The following is an 18,866-nucleotide window of genomic DNA, read 5'->3' on the forward strand; positions in this document are numbered from 1 at the left end:
AGCTGATTTTCATTGTTCTGGTGTTACACTCCCGCGTTATTGTTCCTTGATTCTCAATCGTTATGACTATCTCTGTGTTTAAAAACCTCCAAACACATAAAGCTGTGTTCGCTCTCGCGTTCCCAATGGTCTTGTCCAATATCACCGTGCCTCTGCTTGGTCTTGTCGACACCGCAGTCATTGGCCACCTCGAACATGCCTTTTATTTAGGTGGCGTAGCGATGGGAAGCACAATGATCACCGTGCTTTTCTTTTTGTTGGGCTTTCTGCGGATGTCGACGACTGGCCTGACAGCGCAGGCTCTGGGTGCCAATGATAAACAAGCGTTGGTGCGAGTTTTAGCACAGGGTGTATTGATGTCTTTGCTGGCTGCGCTGGTGATATTGCTGATACACCCCCTTATCGAGCGAGTCGTGCTTGGCCTCAGTGATGCCAGTGATGAAGTGCGTTTTTACGCAGAAGAATATTTCAGCGTCAGGATTTGGAGTGCACCTGCCACGCTGACCAACATGGTGATAATGGGGTGGTTACTTGGCACACAGAACGCACGGCTGCCGATGGTGCTCTCGATTGTCGTGAATATCTTCAATATCGGCCTCGATATTCTGTTTGTTGTTGGCTTTGATTGGAAAGTTCAGGGTGCGGCGGCGGCGAGTGTCTTGGCTGATTACGCAGGGTTAGTACTCGGAATCTGGTTTGTCATCAGGCGCAGCCGACAGCTACAACTGGGTACATTCGCAAAGCCCTTTGCGTCTATCAGGCAAGGTATCGGAAGGTTTGTCCGCCTCAATAGGGATATCTTTTTACGCAGTCTTTCTCTGCAATTGGTCTTTAGTTTCATGACGTTTCAAGGCGCTACGTTGGGTGACAATATAATCGCCGCCAACGCCGTTTTGATGAGTTTCTTGATGCTTATCTCTTATGCAATGGATGGTTTCGCTTACGCCATGGAATCTATGGTGGGAAAAGCGATTGGTGCGAAAGACCGCCAGCAGTTGACTATCACCTTGTCAGTGACAACATTCTGGGGTGGGATCGGTGCAGTACTATTGACGGTGGTCTTTGGTGTCTTTGGCGCGCAGATTGTCGCCATTATTTCTGATATCGATGCGGTGAGATCTGAGGCATCGATATACTTGCCTTGGTTGATTGTGATGCCCGTAATTTCTATGTGGTGTTTCTTGCTTGATGGAATATTCATCGGGGCAACCCGAGGTAAAGACATGAGGAATACTATGCTACTGGCTATGCTGGGCTTTTTCTTTGTCTGGTGGGCATTGAATGATTTCGGTAACCACGCCCTTTGGGCGGCAATGCTGACATTTATGGGGCTGCGTGGTGGCTTGCTTGCAGTGGTGATGTTTTATCAGTGGCGCAAAGAACAATTTTTACCCGAGCACTGATAGTTTAGGGTAGGCCATACTGGCTTTATCAAATTAAAAACAGGCGCTAATGCGCCTGTTTCGATTCTCATACTCACACGATGTGTTTAGTAGTAAGAATGGTCGCCGTGAGCGTGCTCGGTAACATCACGCACTGCTTTCAGCTCGTCACTGAATTCAGCCATTAGTTGCTTCTCAATGCCGTCTTTCAGCGTGACGTCAACCATTGAGCAACCGTTACAGCCACCACCAAACTGGATAACGGCAGTACCTTCATCTGTGATTTCAACCAGACTGATGTGGCCGCCATGGCCTGCAAGCTGCGGGTTAATTTGTGTCTGGATCATGTATTCAACACGCTCCATCAATGGTGCGTCGTCACCCACTTTACGCATCTTGGCGTTTGGTGCCTTCAGCGTCAGTTGCGAGCCCATTTTATCGGTGACGAAATCAATCTCTGCATCGTCCAAAAATGGCAGGCTGAGTTCGTCCACGTAGGCTGAAAAGCCACTGAATTCTAAATGTGTGTCGCTGGCCTCAATGGCATCTTGAGGGCAGTAAGAAACGCCACACTCCGCATTTTGTGTACCCGGATTTACAACGAATACACGGATATTGGTTCCCTCCGGCTGCTGCTCAAGCAGTTTAACGAAGTGGCTTTGTGCGTTTTCTGAAATTGTAATATTCGACACTGCAAATTACCTGATTTTCTGATTATCCTTCGTTCAGTTTACTCCTGTTTTGTCTCAGTATCACCCCATAAGCCGAAAGGTTTTAGCTGTATGCATTCACCCACACTATATGTCACGGTATTTGGCTGTTCTGCATAAACAATAAACATCAATGCGTTGTGCTCCTTGCTGGCGCAGAAGCTGGCACAAGATACTGACTGTGCTGCCTGTTGTGACGACATCATCAACAATTGCTATATGAGGGGGAAGTACATCATTTCTGACTTCAAACGCTGAAGCGAGGTTTGATAAACGTTGAGACCGTTTAAGTCCACGTTGCGCCGGGGTTGCCTTGATTCGCTTAATCACATCAGGACACCATTTGGTCTTTAGCATTTTCGCCAACGAACGGGTTAACAGCGCGCTTTGGTTATAACCACGGAAGAAACGACGTTGCCAGTGCATAGGAACGGGAAGCAACAAGTCAGCGGGCTGGGTGATTTTTTCACTGAGTAGCGATGTGAGCGGCTCGGCGAGCCAAAATTTGCCTCGATATTTGAAATCATGCAGCAGCGTGTTCATCGGAAAATCGTAGTCGGCGGCGCAGAAGAGCTTATCCCATTCGGGCTTGTCATTTAAACATGCACCACAGATGTCTGTATCTGCGCCACAAGTCAGGCCGCAGCACTCACATCGCGAACTATTGGGTAAGCAATCGCGGCAAACGCGACACCAAGGACCCGGATCTTCATCCAGCCTTTGATGACAGAGCTGACAACGTGACGGTAACGCACGTAGGATAGAACGAATCATAATCACCAACATGCAAGCAAACAACGGAAAGTGTAATGACAAAAAAGCTCCATTGGCACTCGGAAGGCGAGGGCTTAGACCTGATTCTCATTCACGGGTGGGGAATGAACGCCGCGGTGTGGGAACAAGTGATGCCGCGCCTTAAAGATCAGTTTCGCATTCATACTGTTGACCTGCCGGGCTTTGGTCTCAGTCATCAGGCAGGCACTTACAGTCTTGAAGAGATGGCGCAGCTCTTGCTTAGAGAATCACCAGATGATGCGATATGGCTTGGCTGGTCGCTGGGCGGATTGGTGGCAACGCAAGCAGCTTTAATTAACCCAAATAAAATGAAAGGGTTAGTGACTGTTGCAAGCAGCCCTTGTTTTGCGGAACAAGACGGATGGCGAGGCATTAAACCTGCGGTCCTTGAAGCCTTTTCCGCGCAGCTTGAGAACGACTTTAAAGTCACCATTGAACGCTTTATGGCGTTGCAAGCCATGGGAAGCCCAACAGCAAGGCAGGACATCAAGTGGCTGAAAGACGCTGTGCTATCGCGGCCTTTACCCGACAAAGCAGCTTTATCTCAAGGGCTGGATATTCTTGGGCAGGCTGACTTGCGCTCGCAGTTGCGTTTGTTGTCGGTGCCGATGCTGCGAATGTATGGAAGGCTTGATGGATTGGTGCCCATAAAGGTTGCGGATGACGTCAGTGCGCTGGCACCGACTTCAACGCAAACTGTCTTCGCCAAAGCGTCCCATGCCCCGTTTATATCGGAGCCCGCATCATTTGTTGAATCACTGAAAACGTTTTGTGGCCAATTTTTGCCGATGCATTAGAAAAATGTGAGACGGGTCTGATGTACTGGCTAAATTTTGCCCCTCAAATGCCGATAAATTAATCGGGTCACTTGCGAAGGGAAAAGGAGAGACCATAATGAATATTAGTAACGGCGGATATTCTCCGGTCTATCAGCAGCCAGTAAAACACAACTGCTGTCAGCATCAGGCGAAAACTGCGGAGAAAACCCCGTTGACACCGGAGCAAAATGTCTCGGGTGTTCAACAAGGCAATGGAGTGAAAGCAACAACAGAGCCAATGGCAAGGAAAAGGATGCTGGTTCTGTTGAGTCGTTTGCTTACGGTGCATTGGGGATGGACCATCCCGAAACTGTGAAAAGTAACGACGACTCTGCGTACAGTGCAGGACAGGCGTTATCCGCGCTGGGTACTATAGGTGCAGTGCTGTCGATTCTGATTTGATTCGTTAGCCGCTGCGCCCACTGAGTCGGCGCAACGTCTTTGGCCAATGTTTAGGAGAAGGCATTGGCATGAACATTTCACCGGCAAACGTCAGCATACCTGCTGTCGTTCCGTCAGTTAACCCGCCGACCGAGCAGGTTGCGCGGGATAACTTGCTGCGTGAAAAAATCATACCCCCTCGCCAGCTCACCGAGAGCATGGCAGAAAAGCCTGCCAATCTTGCCGAAAAGCAACGTAAAAAGCCGTCTTGGGACCCCGCTGAGCATCAGGACTATGGGCTACCAGACACTGACAACGAGTCTCCTTATAGCCATGCGTTTCCTTATTCCGAATATTTACTGGGCGGGAGTTTTGTTTCCGGGGACTCTTTCACCTCCAGCCATGGCTATACCATGCGCTTCAGTTTGCCGGAGTCACTGACCGAAAAGCTGCAAGAGATGGAAAAATTTGAAAAAACACGTGCGGTGGTGGCGGTACGCTACCAGCAGACAGCTATTCCCAATCGGCCGTCGGAAATATTGATTGTGATATAAAAACAGCGTCTTTCGACGCTGTTTTTGGTTTGATTGCGGTATTGCGTGATATTCAAGCCTGATGCTATTTCCTTTTAGCCTTTGCAAACGCATCGGCAAACGCACCGCCCATGGCATTTCCACTGGCATTGTTCTGTCCACGCTGTTTGTTATGCTGAGGCGCTGAGCGGTTACCCGTGTTGCGATTTTCCTGTCTGTTTTGACGAGTCGGCTTGTTGTTCTCGCCCGGCTGGTCATTGAGACGCATAGAAAGCGCAATGCGCTTGCGGCCAAGGTCAACTTCCATCACTTTCACTTTGACCACATCACCGGCTTTGACCACTTCTCGTGGGTCAGAAACAAACTTGTCTGAAAGCGCCGAGATATGGACGAGACCATCTTGATGCACACCGACATCGACAAACGCGCCGAAGTTAGTCACGTTGGTGATCACCCCTTCCAGCACCATACCCGGGATCAGGTCTTTGACCTCGTTCACGCCATCTGCAAACGTCGCTGTTTTGAATTCAGGGCGAGGGTCGCGTCCCGGCTTCGTCAGCTCAGCGAGAATATCGGTCACCGTCGGCAGACCAAAGGTGTCGTCGACATAGTCATTGGCATTGACACTGCGAAGGAAGTCGTGATTGCCAATCATGGCATCAACCGCTTTGCCCGTTTGTTTAGCGATGCGCTGAACCACTGGATAAGCCTCAGGGTGAACGGAAGAGCTGTCGAGCGGGTTCTTTCCTTTCATCACTCTAAGGAAACCTGCACACTGCTCATAGGCTTTTGGCCCAAGCGTGGCACTTTCAGCAATGTTTTTCGATCTGCAAAGCGGCCATTTTCATCGCGAAATGCCACGATATTCTGTGCAATGGTACTGCTCAGGCCCGCAACACGGTTGAGAAGTGCAGGCGATGCACTATTAACATCAACACCAACGGCGTTTACACAGTCCTCGACAACCGTATCGAGACGTTTGGCTAACTGGCTTTGGCTGACATCATGTTGATACTGACCCACACCAATCGATTTCGGGTCGATTTTCACCAGCTCGGCAAGGGGGTCCTGAAGGCGACGTGCAATAGAAACCGCACCGCGCAGCGAGACATCAAGGCTTGGGAATTCAGATGCAGCAAGCTCACTTGCCGAATAGACTGATGCACCTGCCTCGCTCACCATCACGCTCTGAATTTTCAGCTCGGCATCCTTCAGCATCTTGCTGACAAAGGCATCGGTTTCACGGGAGGCGGTGCCGTTGCCGATAGCAATTAAATCGACCTGATGCTTTTTGATGAAACCAAGCACCACTTTGGCCGACTCGGCAATCTTGTTTTGTGGCGGGGTCGGGTAGATGGTCGCGGTATCAAGTAACTTACCCGTATTGTCGATTACCGCCACTTTGCACCCTGTGCGCAGCCCCGGGTCGATGCCCAGCGTGCAACGCGGGCCAGCAGGAGCGGCCATCAATAAGTCTTTTAGGTTGTCGGCAAAGACCTGAATCGCACCTGTTTCCGCCATGTCACGCAGGCCGCTCATCAGCTCTGTTTCCATGTGCATCGAAATTTTTATTCGCCATGCAAAGCTAATCACCTGCTTGCGCCAGCGGTCAGCAGGCTGATTGCCAATATTTACACCGTAGTGGTCGATGATAATATTTTCGCAGTAAGAGCCCGTGGATTTTTCGTCCTGTCCCGGGTCGGCATTGAGTGTTAACTGCAATACGCCCTCATTTCGGCCACGGAACATCGCCAGTGCACGGTGAGAGGGTACCTTGCTCAGTGCTTCATCATGCGCAAAGTAGTCTTTAAACTTCGCACCTTCCTGCTCCTTGCCGTCAACCATACGAGAAGACAGCTCCGCATTATGTTGTAAATGGCGGCGAACTTTCGCTAACAGTGCTGCATCTTCAGCAAAACGCTCCATCAAAATAGCACGGGCGCCATCAAGTGCCGCTTTTGTATCTGCAACGCCTTTTTCAGCGCTGATGTACTTCGATGATTCAGTTTCCGGATCATGCTCAGGCTCTGCCCACAACAAGTCTGCAAGAGTCTCCAGGCCTGCTTCTATCGCTATTTGACCTTTGGTGCGTCGTTTCGGCTTGTAGGGCAGGTATAAATCTTCAAGGCTGGTCTTGCTGTCGGCACCAAGAATTGCATTTTTCAGTGTACCGTCTAATTTGCCCTGCTCATCGATAGATTTCAGGATCACCTGACGACGGTCTTCCAGCTCACGTAAATAACCAAGGCGTGATTCAAGGTTACGAAGCTGGGTGTCGTCCAGTCCTTGTGTGACTTCTTTACGGTAGCGAGCGATAAAAGGGACAGTATTGCCGTCATCAAGCAGCGTAACAGCGGCATTGACCTGCGCTTCATTCACGCTCAGCTCATTGGCAATTTGTCGGGTAATAGAATTAGTCATGATAGTCCTTGCGAAGTATCTTCCCGGGGTATGACGGGAGATTTATTCTGAGTCCTGCTGGTAACGAATTGAATTCACGTACCAGGTCTTAGGGCCTTCGGGGGTCTGGACGATAGCTTCTTCGTCCACTTCTTTTTTGATTAATGCGCGGGCCATGGGGCTGTCGATAGAGATATATTGCTTCTCGCCATAAATCTCATCCGGGCCAACAATGCGGAATGATTTGGTGTCGCCGTCTTCGTTTTCAACTTCAACCCAAGCACCAAAGAACACTTTGCCATCCTGTTGAGGGTTGTAATCTATGACCCTAAGAATTTCGAGTCGCTTACGTAAGTATCTGACACGGCGGTCAATTTCTCGAAGTAGCCTTTTGTTATAAGTGTAATCTGCGTTCTCACTGCGATCTCCGAGACTCGCTGCCCATGAGACAATTTTAGTGATCTCGGGACGGCGCTCTTTCCAAAGATAGTCGAGTTCTTGTTTGAGTTTGTTGTAACCCTCTCGGGTAACCAAATCGGTTTTCTTCATCACAATCCTTCTTGCTGGCAGCTTTTTTGTCAGGAGGGGGGCAATGAGGTGTCTTTGTAGTCGTGCTGACACATTTCCCCCTGACTGAAGCAGGCTGCTGTCTTTATATCGCCTTTATTGAGAATAGAGAAGTCTGGTGGGCTGCCAACCGATGAAATCTTGATGGAAACATTAATCGTGCTCACATTTACCGACATGTCGGCCCGATCAATGAATCGCTACATACAGTAATAATTCGAAACATAAATTCTGTGCTGTGCGTCGATTAAAGGAAGGCTTTGGAGAGTCGTATTCTGAAGAGGGAAAAAAGAAGCACCGTTAAACGTTTATCGGTGCTTCTTTTCTGCTTTTGGCCTTGGTGAAGGCACGTTTCTTGTCGCGTTTCCTGTTACCCGATGAAGAACTTATTGGGTAAACGTCCCAATGCTAACGCCACTTTCTGGAAGCCAGCTTGGTAGCAAACTGTTTGTATACTCTAGCGTGATTTGTTCAAACGTTCGTTGGAAATGAATTACATCCTGAATATCTAAGCCTGCAAGTTCGTTACTGCCGTATACATGGGTAGTCGTTAGATCGTCAGACAATGCTGCATTAAAGCTTCCTTCAATAAGCGGCTTAAATCTGTCTAATTCTTCTTGCGACAGGCCTTGCTTCAACAGCAAATCAAATTGTTTTGCGACCTCATTGATTGCTTGGCTTTGAAACTTGGGGTCGACCATGACATCTGCATCAAGTAGGTTAGAGGCTGTGACGCATTATTGTAGGATCGGCGAACAGATACATTGTATACCCAGCCTTTTTCTTCACGGAGCACGTCAAATAGGCGTTGCTGCAGCGTGTTTGCCACAATTAAAAATGCTATGCGCTCTTTGATTGAAGCTTTTCTAGTGACGGGTGACTGGTACCCAAAGTGAAAGTGACTCTTACCTTTTTCATTCCCGTTTGCCTCAATCTTTTTTGATGACGGCAGAGAATAGGGAGGTCGCTCTCTATTCGTATAGCTCTCCCCTTGCGGTAAACCACCGACAAACGTTAATACATCGTCACGGATAGCTTCTGGCGTAAACTTTCCAACAATCACCAATGTATAACCATCGACTTGCTGGAACAGCTGATTGTAAATCCTCTTAACATTTTTCAGACTCACTTTTTGCATGCGTTCTGGAGTCATTTTCGCTCTGGTGGCTTCTTCACCGCTTCTGCTCAGGTTTAATTGAGCGTGAAACGTTTCACTGGCAGAGGTTAACTTGAGATCTTCCAGACGAGTATTTTTAACGTGCTTAAAAACCTTCTCATTAATGACTGCATTCTGCATTGCGTTGTAAAGAATTGAGAAAGCAAGTGTACTGTCTTTTGCTTCTGACTGAATTTCGATGCCATGGTAGATGTCGTTAAGTACGGGGTTCAAACTCATTTTATGAGTACGAAGCAGTGCCTCCATTTGAGCGGGTTTAATCCAGTTTTGGCCGCTCATTGCAAAAACGGAAGGCGCGATAGACGCGGCATCGTAGTCTTCAATGGTTTGCAACCCATTTAATCCGCCGTCTTTTACCATCAAGTAGGAAATTCGGTCGCTGTAGTCTCTCGGTTCGAGTATTACTTTTACACCGTTTGAGAGGTGCCACTCTATGATTTTATCTCGTTTACTTTCTTTGATTATTTGCGCAGGTTTTAAGTCAGGAACCGGCACCAAGGGAAGGGATTGTTCTGTTGGTGGAGCAACTTGAATACGAGAAGCTACAGCGATTTGATTATTGATCGCTTGGCTGTCCAGCTTCGTCCCGGAGAAACCCCAACGAACAGGTTTTGATAGCAAGTCTGTGAGATGTTTTTCAAGTGCTATTTTACCAATATCGCTGAGATACGCTTTTGCTAATTCCTGTTCCCATTTCACATCACGATAAACGCCGCCATTATCGAGGCGAGCATTAATTTTGTTTGCTGTAGAGAATGATGTGTATTCATTTTTCGTGCTTACCTCATAATCTTGCCATTTATCAACAAATGTTTTGTACTCCGCCTCAGTCAGGCCATGCACCCTAAGACGAGTGAGCTCCTGAGTCAGAGTCTGAATAGCGGCGGGATAAGATTTTGAGTCATGATCGAAAACAATTGAGGTAGCCTTGAAGTCGAATAGGAAGTAGGGGGTTACCTCAATGTCAAAGGTGAAGTTTTCATGGAGGTCGTTTGATTGTTTCAACCGCTCAAATAAAATATCTCGAAAGCTTTCGGCCATATAGTATTCAATGATTGACTGCCTAGATCTGATTTGAGGGTTACCGTGAATAATTAGCGCATGCGAGAATGAACTGGCATCTTTTGCTTGATAAATAAACGTATCAAAGCTTGAGACTAGAGGCTGGCGCTCAACGATTTTTCTGGGTTTTTCATTACCGCCAAAGACTGATTTGATATGGGCCAAGCGCTCTTTACTGATATTTCCTACAATAACAAGTGAATTGCTACTTGGGTGGTAATGCTTACTCACAAAAGACGCCAGTTGCTGTTCTGTCGCATTCGCTACTGTCGCTTTATCCCCTATTGGCAAGCGATTTAACAGGTCTGATTGCTTGAGAAATGCCAACGTACTTTGATAGGCATAACTCTCTTTATCTTTGGTAAGCCTCTCATTATTAACAACCGTTTTCTCTGTTGCTAGTTGTCTCTCATCAAATCGAAACTTCCCCTTACTGATGTCTGCCATCCAGTCAGCAAGTCGATAAAAGTGTTCGTCATTACCTTCATTATTGGGTACGGTCGCGACATATTGAGTTTTGTAGAGGCTGGTCGTCGCATTGATATCTGGACCAAGAGACATGCCCACATCGCGATAAAGCGTTTGGAGGGCTTCAAATGAAAATTGCTCAGTTCCCTGAAATGCCATGTGTTCAACTAAGTGTGCAAGACCGCGTTCATCCTCATCTTCATCGGCAGAGCCTACATTAACATTAAGTTGCAGGGTTGTGTGGGTGTTTGTCGTTTCTACAAAATAGTATCTCAGGCCGTTTGGCAACATACCTGATTTTAAATCAAGGTCATGTTCAAGCCGCTTAGTCAGCTCTTCAGGACTAAAATCAAACTGTTTTTGGTTACAGCCGAAAAGTAGGACAAGAAAAATCGAGAGAATAACGGAGGTATTAAATTTCAACATCTATGGCCAACAATATTTTTGTGAAGGAATGACTCAAAGGCATCTGGCAAAGAGTGAGAGCAAGACAGTGCCAATTAGAGTCAGCTTTAATTTGGTCAATATCTCGCCTGACTAGATATTTGGTCAAATTCTTTGCCGTCTAATTGCAGGATATTTCGCATGTTTATTGTCAGGTTTCACCTTTTAGCGTGGTTGCAGGCGATTGATATTTGTTTTGTGATGTTTTTTCAGTCTTTTCGTTGGTCGTACCGTCTGTTGGTACCAATCAAAAAGCCATAGACGGGGCGAATTTTCATTTATTTCATAATGTATTCAGCAATAATTCGAAACATAAATTCTGTGCTGTGCGTCGAGTGTTTCTATTGTGTATCGTTCAATCGGTGTACACTGCTGGCGTTAATTTAGGATTTTCATTTGTCAGTGAAGTAGGTGAATGATGCAAGAGACGTATAAGATTCTGGTTGTTGATGATGACATGCGACTGAGAGCATTACTGGACAGGTATCTGTCTGAGCAGGGCTTTCAGGTGCGTAGTGTGGCCAATGCTGATCAAATGGATCGGGTGCTGGCTCGCGAGAGCTTCCATCTTATGGTTCTCGACCTGATGTTGCCGGGAGAGGATGGCCTGTCTGTCTGCCGCCGTCTGCGTCAGGCGAACAACACCATGCCTATTTTGATGCTGACAGCGAAAGGCGATGAGGTTGACCGCATTATTGGGCTTGAAATGGGCGCGGATGATTACTTGCCTAAACCCTTTAACCCGCGCGAGTTGCTGGCTCGCCTGCGTGCTGTGCTTCGCCGTCAGACCAAAGAACTGCCGGGCGCACCGAGTGCGGAAGACAAGATAGTGACCTTCGGTGAGTTCAGGCTCAACCTTGGTACCCGTGAAATGTTCAAAGGCGACGAGCTACTGACTCTGACGTCAGGTGAGTTTGCTGTGCTGAAAGCACTTGTCACCCACGCCCGTGAACCCCTGTCTCGCGATAAGTTGATGAACATGGCACGAGGCCGTGAATACTCAGCGATGGAGCGTGCGATTGATGTTCAGGTATCACGACTGCGCCGCATGGTTGAAGTGGATCCGGGTAAGCCAAGATATATCCAGACGGTGTGGGGGCTTGGTTACGTCTTTATTCCTGACGGGGAAGAGTAATGCGCTTTAAGCCGCGCAGTCACGTTACCCGTACCTTTTTCGTTCTGGCTGGCCTTTTGATTGCCAGCCAGGTCTTCTCTTATGTCACTGTGATGCATTACGCTTTGATGCCAAGCATCCAGCAGTTCAATAAGATCCTGGCTTACGAAATCCGTTTTATTCTCGATGATGATGACGAAGAGTTGAACGGCCACCCTTACCACCTTGATGAAGAGTTCAAGGTGCGCCTTCTCGAAAAACTTGGTGTGACGCTCTACGACGACACCGATCCGCGAGTCCGTCGCGACTACGATTCTGCGACATCTATTGATTTGCTCAGTGAGAATATGAGCGCGCAATTAGGCGCGTGGACGGAAGTGAGAATTCGTCTGGGCTCTGAAAGCTATGTGATGTGGCTGCGCAGCGATGCCTTTAAAGGGTATCTGATGCGCATTCCTTTGACCGAATTGCAGGTCGAGGATTTTCTGCCGCTGTTTTATTTCAGCATGTTGATTGCCTTTGCGGTGATGGGGGGCGGATGGCTATTCATCAAGATCAATAACCGCCCTCTGGCGATACTTGAAAAAGCAGCGCTTGAAGTGGGTAAAGGCCGCTATCCGGGGCCAATTCGCGAAACAGGCTCGTCTGATATTCGCGCGGTGACGCGTTCGTTTAACCGAATGAGTGATGGCATACGCAAGCTTGAAGAAGACCGCGCCTTGCTGATGGCCGGGGTCAGTCATGATATTCGTACGCCGCTGACACGTATTCGGCTTGCGACTGAGATGATGTCACCGGAGGACAGTTACCTTGCTGACAGCATCAACAAAGATACCGAAGAGTGTAACGAGATCATCAATCAGTTTATGGATTATCTGCGCTCGGTACGCCAACAAGATATGGCACCGTTTGAGCTAAATAAACTGGTGTATGACGTTGCATCAGCAAATCGCTGCGCTGGCATCGAGATTGAAACCCGTCTTGGTGAGATTAATGTTGATATCGTCGCTAACGAGGTCGCGATAAAGCGAGCGATCAGCAATTTGGTCACCAACTCGATTCGTTATGGCGGTGGTTTGATTCGCCTGACAACATGTCTGTCGGCGGATAACCGGGCGTTTATTATCGCGGTGGATGATAATGGGCCGGGTATTGAACCATCGCAGGTACCGTCGCTACTTGAGCCGTTTACGCGCGGTGATACTGCCCGTGGCAGTGAAGGCACAGGGCTCGGCCTGGCTATCGTCAAACGTATTGTCACTCAGCATGGTGGCGAACTGCAGTTGCTGCCAAGCAGCGCTGAAGGGGGCCTTCGGGCCGAAATTAAACTTCCTGTCAGAGACGTGAGGTAAGGTAACTCTCCTCACCCTGCGACAAGGATCAGGGTCAAATAATGGCGATACAATCGTCTCAATTGTGAATCATCTGCTATTACTGTAATAACAACTCCATACAGCAGAGTGCCGCACGCAATGAAAATTGTGCTCGACCCAGATGATCCGACACCTAAGTTCCGTCAGCTTACTGACCAACTGCGGCGTCTGATCGTGGGTGGTCACCTGCGACCCGGACAGCGACTGATTTCTGTCCGTAAATTGGCTGTCGAACTGGACATTAACCCAATGACCATTTCGCGCTGTTATCAGATGCTTGAACAGGAGGGCTGGCTTGAACGTCAGCGTGGTGTCGGCATGGTGGTGGCAGCGTCAGCTAACCTCAAAGAGAAAATGATGGACAGGTTCAGCCTGATTGAATCGCCCTTGCGGGCGCTTATCACTGACGCCCGCGAGATTGGTTACAGTCGCTCTGAACTGATGATGCTCATCATGCAAAACTGGGGTGAAGAAGACTAACCTTCACCTCAGTCCGTCGATTTATCATTCAGTATTCAATGGCAACTGGCAAATCACGCGTTGGTGTATTTTTCTCGGTTACCCAACCAGCGCTCAATGATCGCTTGTGCATTTTCCGGATATTGATGGTGCAAGGTGTGTGCAAGGTGCTGAACGTCGGGGATCAGGCGTTGGTCGCGAACCAAGTCGGCTATTTTGAAATCCACCATGCCCGTCTGTTTGGTGCCCAGTAATTCACCGGGTCCACGAATTTCGAGATCGCGCTGTGCAATCACGAAGCCATCGCTGCTTTCCCTTAATACACCGAGACGCTTGGTGGCGGTTTTGGAGAGAGGAGCGTGATAGAGCAACACACAATGACTGGCGACCGAGCCACGGCCAACACGCCCGCGAAGCTGGTGAAGCTGCGCAAGACCAAGCCGCTCTGGGTTTTCAATGATCATAAGGCTTGCATTGGGGACATCCACGCCGACTTCAATCACTGTGGTGGCCACCAAAAGATGAAGGTCGCCGTCTTTGAAAGCTTGCATCACGGCTTGCTTCTCGGCGGCTTTCATTCGTCCATGCACCAAGCCAATATTCAAGTCGGGCAGGGCGCGTGACAAATCATCAGCGGTGTCTGCGGCAGCCTGCGCTTCCAATACTTCGGACTCATCAATCAGGGTGCAAACCCAGTAAGCTTGTCGTCCTTCCTCAAGGCAAGCTGCGCGAACGCGATTGACGATATCAATCCGTCGGGTATCAGGTACTGCAACGGTTTGTATTGGTGTTCGCCCGGGAGGAAGCTCATCAATGATAGATGTATCGAGATCGGCATAGGCTGTCATCGCCAACGTCCGGGGAATCGGTGTCGCTGTCATGATCAGTTGGTGAGGATGAATACCCGCTTTCAGACCTTTCTCACGCAGTTCAAGGCGCTGGTGGACACCAAAACGGTGCTGCTCATCAATGATCACCAATGCAAGCTGGTGGAATTCGACCTGCTTTTGGAATAGCGCATGGGTGCCAACAATCATTTTTGCTTCGCCACTGGCGATAGCGGTCAGCTCTTTTTCACGCGCCTTACCCGTTAACTTGCCAGCCAGCCAGCCGACGCTGATACCCAGTGGTTCAAGCCATCCGGCAAAGTTCAGCGCATGTTGCTCTGCCAAGAGTTCGGTTGGTGCCATCATGGCGACCTGATGACCTTGTTCGATAGCCTGAAGGGCTGCCAGTGCTGCAACCAGTGTTTTGCCTGAGCCAACGTCACCCTGAACCAGACGCATCATGGGTTTGCTGTCTGCCATGTCCCGCTCTATATCGGCGACGACACGTTGCTGGGCACCCGTAGGGGTAAAGGGCAGTGCCTCGAGTAATTTCTCTTTAAGCATCGATGATGGCGGGAGCGTATATGTCGGGTCTTGTTGCAGCTTGGCGCGCACCGCGAGCATCGAAAGGTTGTGGGCCAGCAGCTCTTCCATGATCAGTCTGCTTTGCGCAGGGTGTTGTCCGTTTTCCAGTGATTCCACCGAAATATCGGGTGTTGGCCTATGCAGGGTTTTGATCGCGTCACTCAGTGTTAACGGGGTGTCGAGCAAGCCTTCAGGCAGCAATTCTTTTACGGCAGCACCATCAAGCAGTGCGAGGGCTTGGTCGGTCAGGTTGCGTAGCGTGATTTGTTTTAACCCTTCCGTTGCGTGATAAACGGGCGTCAGGGTTTCCTCAACCTTGATGTCGGTCTGCTCTGAAAACACAGAGTATTCCGGGTGAATGATTTCAAGCCCGGCTTTGCCGCGCTTGATTTCACCAAACGCCTTGACGCGTTTTCCCTGTCCAAGGCTGTTTTTCATTGCTGCGTTGAAATTGAAAAAGCGCAGGGTCATGGAGCCGTTGCCGTCGGTGATTTTGACCGTCAACATCTTACGGCGGCCGAACACGGTATCGTTATTGACTATCTCGCCCTCAACGGTGGCGTGTTGTCCGGGCATCAGGCTGGCAATCGGCCATACACGGGTTCGGTCTTCGTAACGATACGGGAGATGAAACAGCAGATCCTGCACAGTGAACAGACCAAGCTTTTCGCACTTCTCGGCCATTTTAGCGCCAACACCCTTAAGAGAGCTGACGGGGACTGCGTCTAGCATTGAGGATCGCATGCGGTTCTTTTTTCTCCGTGTGTTCTTTTATTTTCGAGTATATCTTTATTTGGCTGCCTGCATGGTGGCCCACCATTGCTCATCGGCAACAACCTGACCCTGATCGTCGATGGTGGGATAGGGCAGGCCTTTACGTCTTGCCACTTTCGCCAATACCGGATGGCCGCGCTCGAAGAGGATTCGGCTGACTTCGTCGACGGGTATCAGCGTTTGGGTCCTGTCATACATGCCCGCGTTTTGCCGCTGGCGCTGCGCTTCATACAAGATGAGCGCGCTGGCAACGGAGACATTGAGTGACTGTACCATACCCACCATAGGGATAATGATGTCTTTATCTGCCATTTCAAGCGCTTGTTGCTAATGCCATGCTTTTCCTGACCTAGTACCACAGCGGTTGGCTCGGTGTAATCAATTTCTCGAAAATCGACAGCACGTTCAGACAGGTTGGTCACCAGTATTTGCATGCCTTTGGCTTTCATCGCGGCAAAGGCGTCAACAGTATTGTCGTGAGTAACAACGTCTATCCAGTTACGTGCGCCTGCTGATGTACCGCCCAGCACTCGCATTTTACTGTCTTTTGGCCACACCGCGTGGATCTGGTGTACGCCGACGGCGTCGGCCGTTCGGATAATCGCGGAGATGTTATTGGGTTTATGGACTTCTTCCATGCACACGGTAAGGTCGGGCTGGCGGGTGGCGAGCACTTCCTGTATCCGTTCAAAACGTTCTGGTGTCATTGTTGTTTCTCTTACTCTTTTTTCCTGCTTGTCACATGTTCTGTTTTACGTGTGAACGAAGCAGTTTGTATTCTTTGAGCTAAAAAAAACGCCCGCAGAAAAGCGGGCGGTTTGCTGAATATCAGCTTGGCGGTTACGCCTGATCCTGCTGACTTTGACCACGTTTTTCATCACCCGGATCCGGCGCATAATATTGGCCAGATGTATCCGGTCTTTGGTCGTCAGCCTGACATGGATACTGTACAGGCGACCGTCCTTCTCTTCCGTGCTCAGTTTTTGAATGTTTGAGCCCGTTGAGGCAATGATGTTGGTCAAGTCTGCCAATGCGCCCTGATGGTTGTGCATGTCTATTCTAAGGGCTGTTGTGAACTCCTGATTGAAGTCTTCACCCCACTGAACCGGCATGTACTTATCAGGCTCCTGACGATAGCCTCGAATGTTTGAACACTCTTCGCGGTGCAGTACTAGGCCTTTGCCCGGGCTCAAATGAGCTACCACTGGGTCGCCGGGTATAGGCAGACAGCAGTTGGCATAGGTCAGCAAGATGCCATCAGCACCACGTATTGGCATGTCATTGGTGTGCTCGTACAGGCTGTCAGCATCGCCGAGTAAGCGTTTCGCGACGACCACACTCATCAGCTCACCAAGACCAATGCCTGCGAGCATGTCTTCGACTGTTTCCAGTTTCAGATCTTGCAGCACATGCTGCATATTGCCTTCATCAACATCAGCAATGCCGACGCTTTCGCCGAGTGCGTGATTCAGCAGGCGACGGCCAAGAAGAATTGATTCTTCACGGCGCATGGTTTTCAGCACCTGGCGGATTTTAGAGCGTGCACGTGCTGTCACCACATAGTTGAGCCATGCTGCGTTCGGTCGGGCTCCCGGTGAGGTAATGATCTCAACGGTCTGGCCATTGGTCAGCGGCTGACTCAGCGGATAGGACTGACGGTCAACTCTTGCACCGACGCAGGCATTACCCACATCAGTATGCACGGCGTAGGCGAAATCAACCGCGGTGGCACCGACGGGCAGTTCGACAATTCGCCCTTTGGGTGAAAAGACAAAGAGCTCATCCGGGAAGAAGTCGGATTTAACGTTTTCGATGAACTCGAAGGAACTGCCTGCGCTTTGCTGAAGCTCCAGCAAGTTTTGCATCCAACGCTGCGCACGAACCTGCGCTGTGGTGCCGACAATACCGTCTGATTTGTCTTTATATGCCCAGTGGGCGGCAACGCCTTTGTCTGCCATCTGATCCATATCTTCAGTACGGATCTGAATTTCGACAGACACACCGTGCGGGCCAATCAGTGAAGTATGCAGTGACTGATAGCCGTTGGCTTTCGGAACTGCAATATAGTCTTTCACCCGGCCCGGGCGGGGCTTGTAAAGGTTATGAATCTGCCCCAGTACCCGATAACAGGTATCGAGGTCGTCGACGACAATCCTGAACGCCGAGAGATCCATAATGGTGTGGAAACGGTGCTCTTTACTCTTCATCTTCTTGTAGATGGAGTAAACATGCTTCTCGCGACCAAACACCCGTGCATTGATGCCAGATTCTTGCAGGCGGTTTTCAATGTCACTGTGTATTTTGTCGATCATCGCTTTGCGATTACCGAGGGCTTTTGCCACCACAGCGTGAAGTACCCGATAGCGCATAGGATGTAGCGCTTCAAAGCCCAGATCCTCCAGTTCACTTTTGATGTTGTGAATACCGAGGCGGTGGGCAAGTGGCGAGAAGATTTCCAGTGTTTCGCGGGCAATACGGCGTTTCTTTTCCGGGCGCAACGAGCCCAGCGTTCGCATATTGTGTGTGCGGTCAGCCAGTTTGATCAGAATAACCCGAATGTCCTTGGCCATGGCATGATCATTTTACGGAAGTTTTCTGCCTGCGCTTCTTCACGGTCGCGAAACTTGAGTTTGTCGAGCTTGGAGACCCCATCAACCAAATCAGCCACTGTGGTACCGAAGCGTTGTTCCAAATCTTCTTTGGTGACTTCAGTATCTTCAATCACATCGTGCAGCAGGGCTGCCATCAGGGTTTCGTGATCGAGTCGCATCTCCTAGGATACGGGCGACAGCAATGGGATGGATAATGTAGGGTTCGCCACTGGAGCGGGATTGCCCTTCATGGGCGTCGCGGGCAACTAAATATGCCTGCCGGAGCACTTCAAGTTGGTCTTCCGGCAGGTATTGTACTGCGACTTCTTGCAGGCTATCAAAAAGATACAAACGGCCTGTTTCCTTTAGTTACAGTCAGAGCAACTGAAGACAGTTGCTCTGTTAC

Annotated in this window: 12 protein-coding genes and 4 pseudogenes; 7 read left to right on the forward strand and 9 right to left on the reverse strand. The window is 49.4% G+C overall.

What is annotated here, in order from left to right:
* Positions 1-62: 62 nt before the first annotated feature.
* A complete protein-coding gene (gene dinF / locus CS022_RS12115) occupies positions 63-1,403 on the forward strand; it encodes an MATE family efflux transporter DinF (RefSeq protein WP_129122486.1) in 1,341 nt (446 codons plus the stop codon).
* A gap of 86 nt (positions 1,404-1,489) precedes the next feature.
* On the opposite strand, the gene nfuA is transcribed toward dinF, so the two are convergent.
* Both nfuA and CS022_RS12125 read right to left on the reverse strand, forming a co-directional pair.
* Positions 1,490-2,074 carry a Fe-S biogenesis protein NfuA gene (gene nfuA, locus CS022_RS12120; RefSeq protein WP_129122487.1) on the reverse strand — a complete coding sequence of 195 codons (585 nt, stop codon included), beginning with the start codon at positions 2,072-2,074 and terminating at the stop codon, positions 1,490-1,492.
* 105 nt (positions 2,075-2,179) lie between these two features.
* Positions 2,180-2,866 (reverse strand): ComF family protein, encoded by a 687-nt coding sequence (locus tag CS022_RS12125; protein ID WP_235869483.1) that lies wholly within the window; start codon positions 2,864-2,866, stop codon positions 2,180-2,182.
* 35 nt (positions 2,867-2,901) lie between these two features.
* On the opposite strand from CS022_RS12125, the gene bioH reads away from it, so the two are divergent.
* The 3 genes and pseudogenes from bioH to CS022_RS12140 all read left to right on the forward strand — a co-directional run bounded on the left by bioH (position 2,902) and on the right by CS022_RS12140 (position 4,640).
* The gene (gene bioH / locus CS022_RS12130) at positions 2,902-3,684 is read left to right on the forward strand and encodes a pimeloyl-ACP methyl ester esterase BioH (RefSeq protein WP_129122488.1); all 783 of its coding nucleotides are present in this window, start codon (positions 2,902-2,904) and stop codon (positions 3,682-3,684) included.
* A gap of 97 nt (positions 3,685-3,781) precedes the next feature.
* Positions 3,782-4,107, forward strand: a pseudogene (locus CS022_RS12135) (hypothetical protein).
* Between the two features lie 68 nt (positions 4,108-4,175).
* Positions 4,176-4,640, forward strand: coding sequence for an ATP-dependent Lon protease (locus CS022_RS12140; RefSeq protein WP_129122490.1), 465 nt, complete (start codon positions 4,176-4,178; stop codon positions 4,638-4,640).
* A 64-nt stretch (positions 4,641-4,704) separates the two neighbouring features.
* Here CS022_RS12140 and CS022_RS12145 read toward each other — a convergent pair.
* From CS022_RS12145 to CS022_RS12160, 4 genes and pseudogenes are all read right to left on the reverse strand, one after another.
* Positions 4,705-7,040, reverse strand: a pseudogene (locus tag CS022_RS12145) (Tex family protein).
* A 42-nt stretch (positions 7,041-7,082) separates the two neighbouring features.
* Positions 7,083-7,568, reverse strand: coding sequence for a transcription elongation factor GreB (gene greB, locus CS022_RS12150; protein ID WP_129122522.1), 486 nt, complete (start codon positions 7,566-7,568; stop codon positions 7,083-7,085).
* Positions 7,569-7,972: 404 nt separating this feature from the next.
* The gene (locus tag CS022_RS12155; protein ID WP_161569619.1) at positions 7,973-8,224 is read right to left on the reverse strand and encodes a hypothetical protein; all 252 of its coding nucleotides are present in this window, start codon (positions 8,222-8,224) and stop codon (positions 7,973-7,975) included.
* Positions 8,221-10,719 carry a M16 family metallopeptidase gene (locus CS022_RS12160; RefSeq protein ID WP_129122492.1) on the reverse strand — a complete coding sequence of 833 codons (2,499 nt, stop codon included), beginning with the start codon at positions 10,717-10,719 and terminating at the stop codon, positions 8,221-8,223. Before CS022_RS12160 ends, CS022_RS12155 begins: the two co-directional genes overlap by 4 nt.
* Positions 10,720-11,152: 433 nt before the next feature.
* Here CS022_RS12160 and ompR point away from each other — a divergent pair, with 433 nt between their 5' ends.
* The 3 genes from ompR to CS022_RS12175 all read left to right on the forward strand — a co-directional run bounded on the left by ompR (position 11,153) and on the right by CS022_RS12175 (position 13,704).
* Positions 11,153-11,872 carry an osmolarity response regulator transcription factor OmpR gene (ompR, locus tag CS022_RS12165; RefSeq protein ID WP_145964511.1) on the forward strand — a complete coding sequence of 240 codons (720 nt, stop codon included), beginning with the start codon at positions 11,153-11,155 and terminating at the stop codon, positions 11,870-11,872.
* On the forward strand, positions 11,872-13,203 hold the full coding sequence (gene envZ / locus CS022_RS12170; protein ID WP_129122493.1) for a two-component system sensor histidine kinase EnvZ: 1,332 nt from the start codon (positions 11,872-11,874) through the stop codon (positions 13,201-13,203). Before ompR ends, envZ begins: the two co-directional genes overlap by 1 nt.
* A gap of 120 nt (positions 13,204-13,323) precedes the next feature.
* Positions 13,324-13,704, forward strand: a complete 381-nt coding sequence (locus CS022_RS12175) for a GntR family transcriptional regulator (protein ID WP_129122494.1) — start codon at positions 13,324-13,326, stop codon at positions 13,702-13,704.
* 53 nt (positions 13,705-13,757) lie between these two features.
* Here CS022_RS12175 and recG read toward each other — a convergent pair whose 3' ends face one another.
* From recG to spoT, 3 genes and pseudogenes are all read right to left on the reverse strand, one after another.
* Positions 13,758-15,839, reverse strand: coding sequence for an ATP-dependent DNA helicase RecG (recG, locus tag CS022_RS12180; protein ID WP_129122495.1), 2,082 nt, complete (start codon positions 15,837-15,839; stop codon positions 13,758-13,760).
* A gap of 45 nt (positions 15,840-15,884) precedes the next feature.
* Positions 15,885-16,576: pseudogene (gene trmH / locus CS022_RS12185) on the reverse strand (tRNA (guanosine(18)-2'-O)-methyltransferase TrmH).
* A 132-nt stretch (positions 16,577-16,708) separates the two neighbouring features.
* Positions 16,709-18,811, reverse strand: a pseudogene (spoT, locus tag CS022_RS12190) (bifunctional GTP diphosphokinase/guanosine-3',5'-bis pyrophosphate 3'-pyrophosphohydrolase); the annotation flags it as partial.
* Positions 18,812-18,866 lie beyond the last annotated feature (55 nt).

The organism is Veronia nyctiphanis, from assembly GCF_004116385.1.
Classification (GTDB): domain Bacteria; phylum Pseudomonadota; class Gammaproteobacteria; order Enterobacterales; family Vibrionaceae; genus Veronia; species Veronia nyctiphanis.

Bases quoted from the DNA above. Each gene is read 5' to 3' on its own strand.
- dinF (WP_129122486.1), top strand. From the start codon at position 63: ATGACTATCTCTGTGTTTAAAAACCTCCAAACACATAAAGCTGTGTTC.
- CS022_RS12125 (WP_235869483.1), bottom strand. From the start codon at position 2,866: ATGATTCGTTCTATCCTACGTGCGTTACCGTCACGTTGTCAGCTCTGT.
- bioH (WP_129122488.1), top strand. From the start codon at position 2,902: ATGACAAAAAAGCTCCATTGGCACTCGGAAGGCGAGGGCTTAGACCTG.
- CS022_RS12140 (WP_129122490.1), top strand. From the start codon at position 4,176: ATGAACATTTCACCGGCAAACGTCAGCATACCTGCTGTCGTTCCGTCA.
- greB (WP_129122522.1), bottom strand. From the start codon at position 7,568: ATGAAGAAAACCGATTTGGTTACCCGAGAGGGTTACAACAAACTCAAA.
- CS022_RS12160 (WP_129122492.1), bottom strand. From the start codon at position 10,719: ATGTTGAAATTTAATACCTCCGTTATTCTCTCGATTTTTCTTGTCCTA.
- ompR (WP_145964511.1), top strand. From the start codon at position 11,153: ATGATGCAAGAGACGTATAAGATTCTGGTTGTTGATGATGACATGCGA.
- envZ (WP_129122493.1), top strand. From the start codon at position 11,872: ATGCGCTTTAAGCCGCGCAGTCACGTTACCCGTACCTTTTTCGTTCTG.
- CS022_RS12175 (WP_129122494.1), top strand. From the start codon at position 13,324: ATGAAAATTGTGCTCGACCCAGATGATCCGACACCTAAGTTCCGTCAG.
- recG (WP_129122495.1), bottom strand. From the start codon at position 15,839: ATGCGATCCTCAATGCTAGACGCAGTCCCCGTCAGCTCTCTTAAGGGT.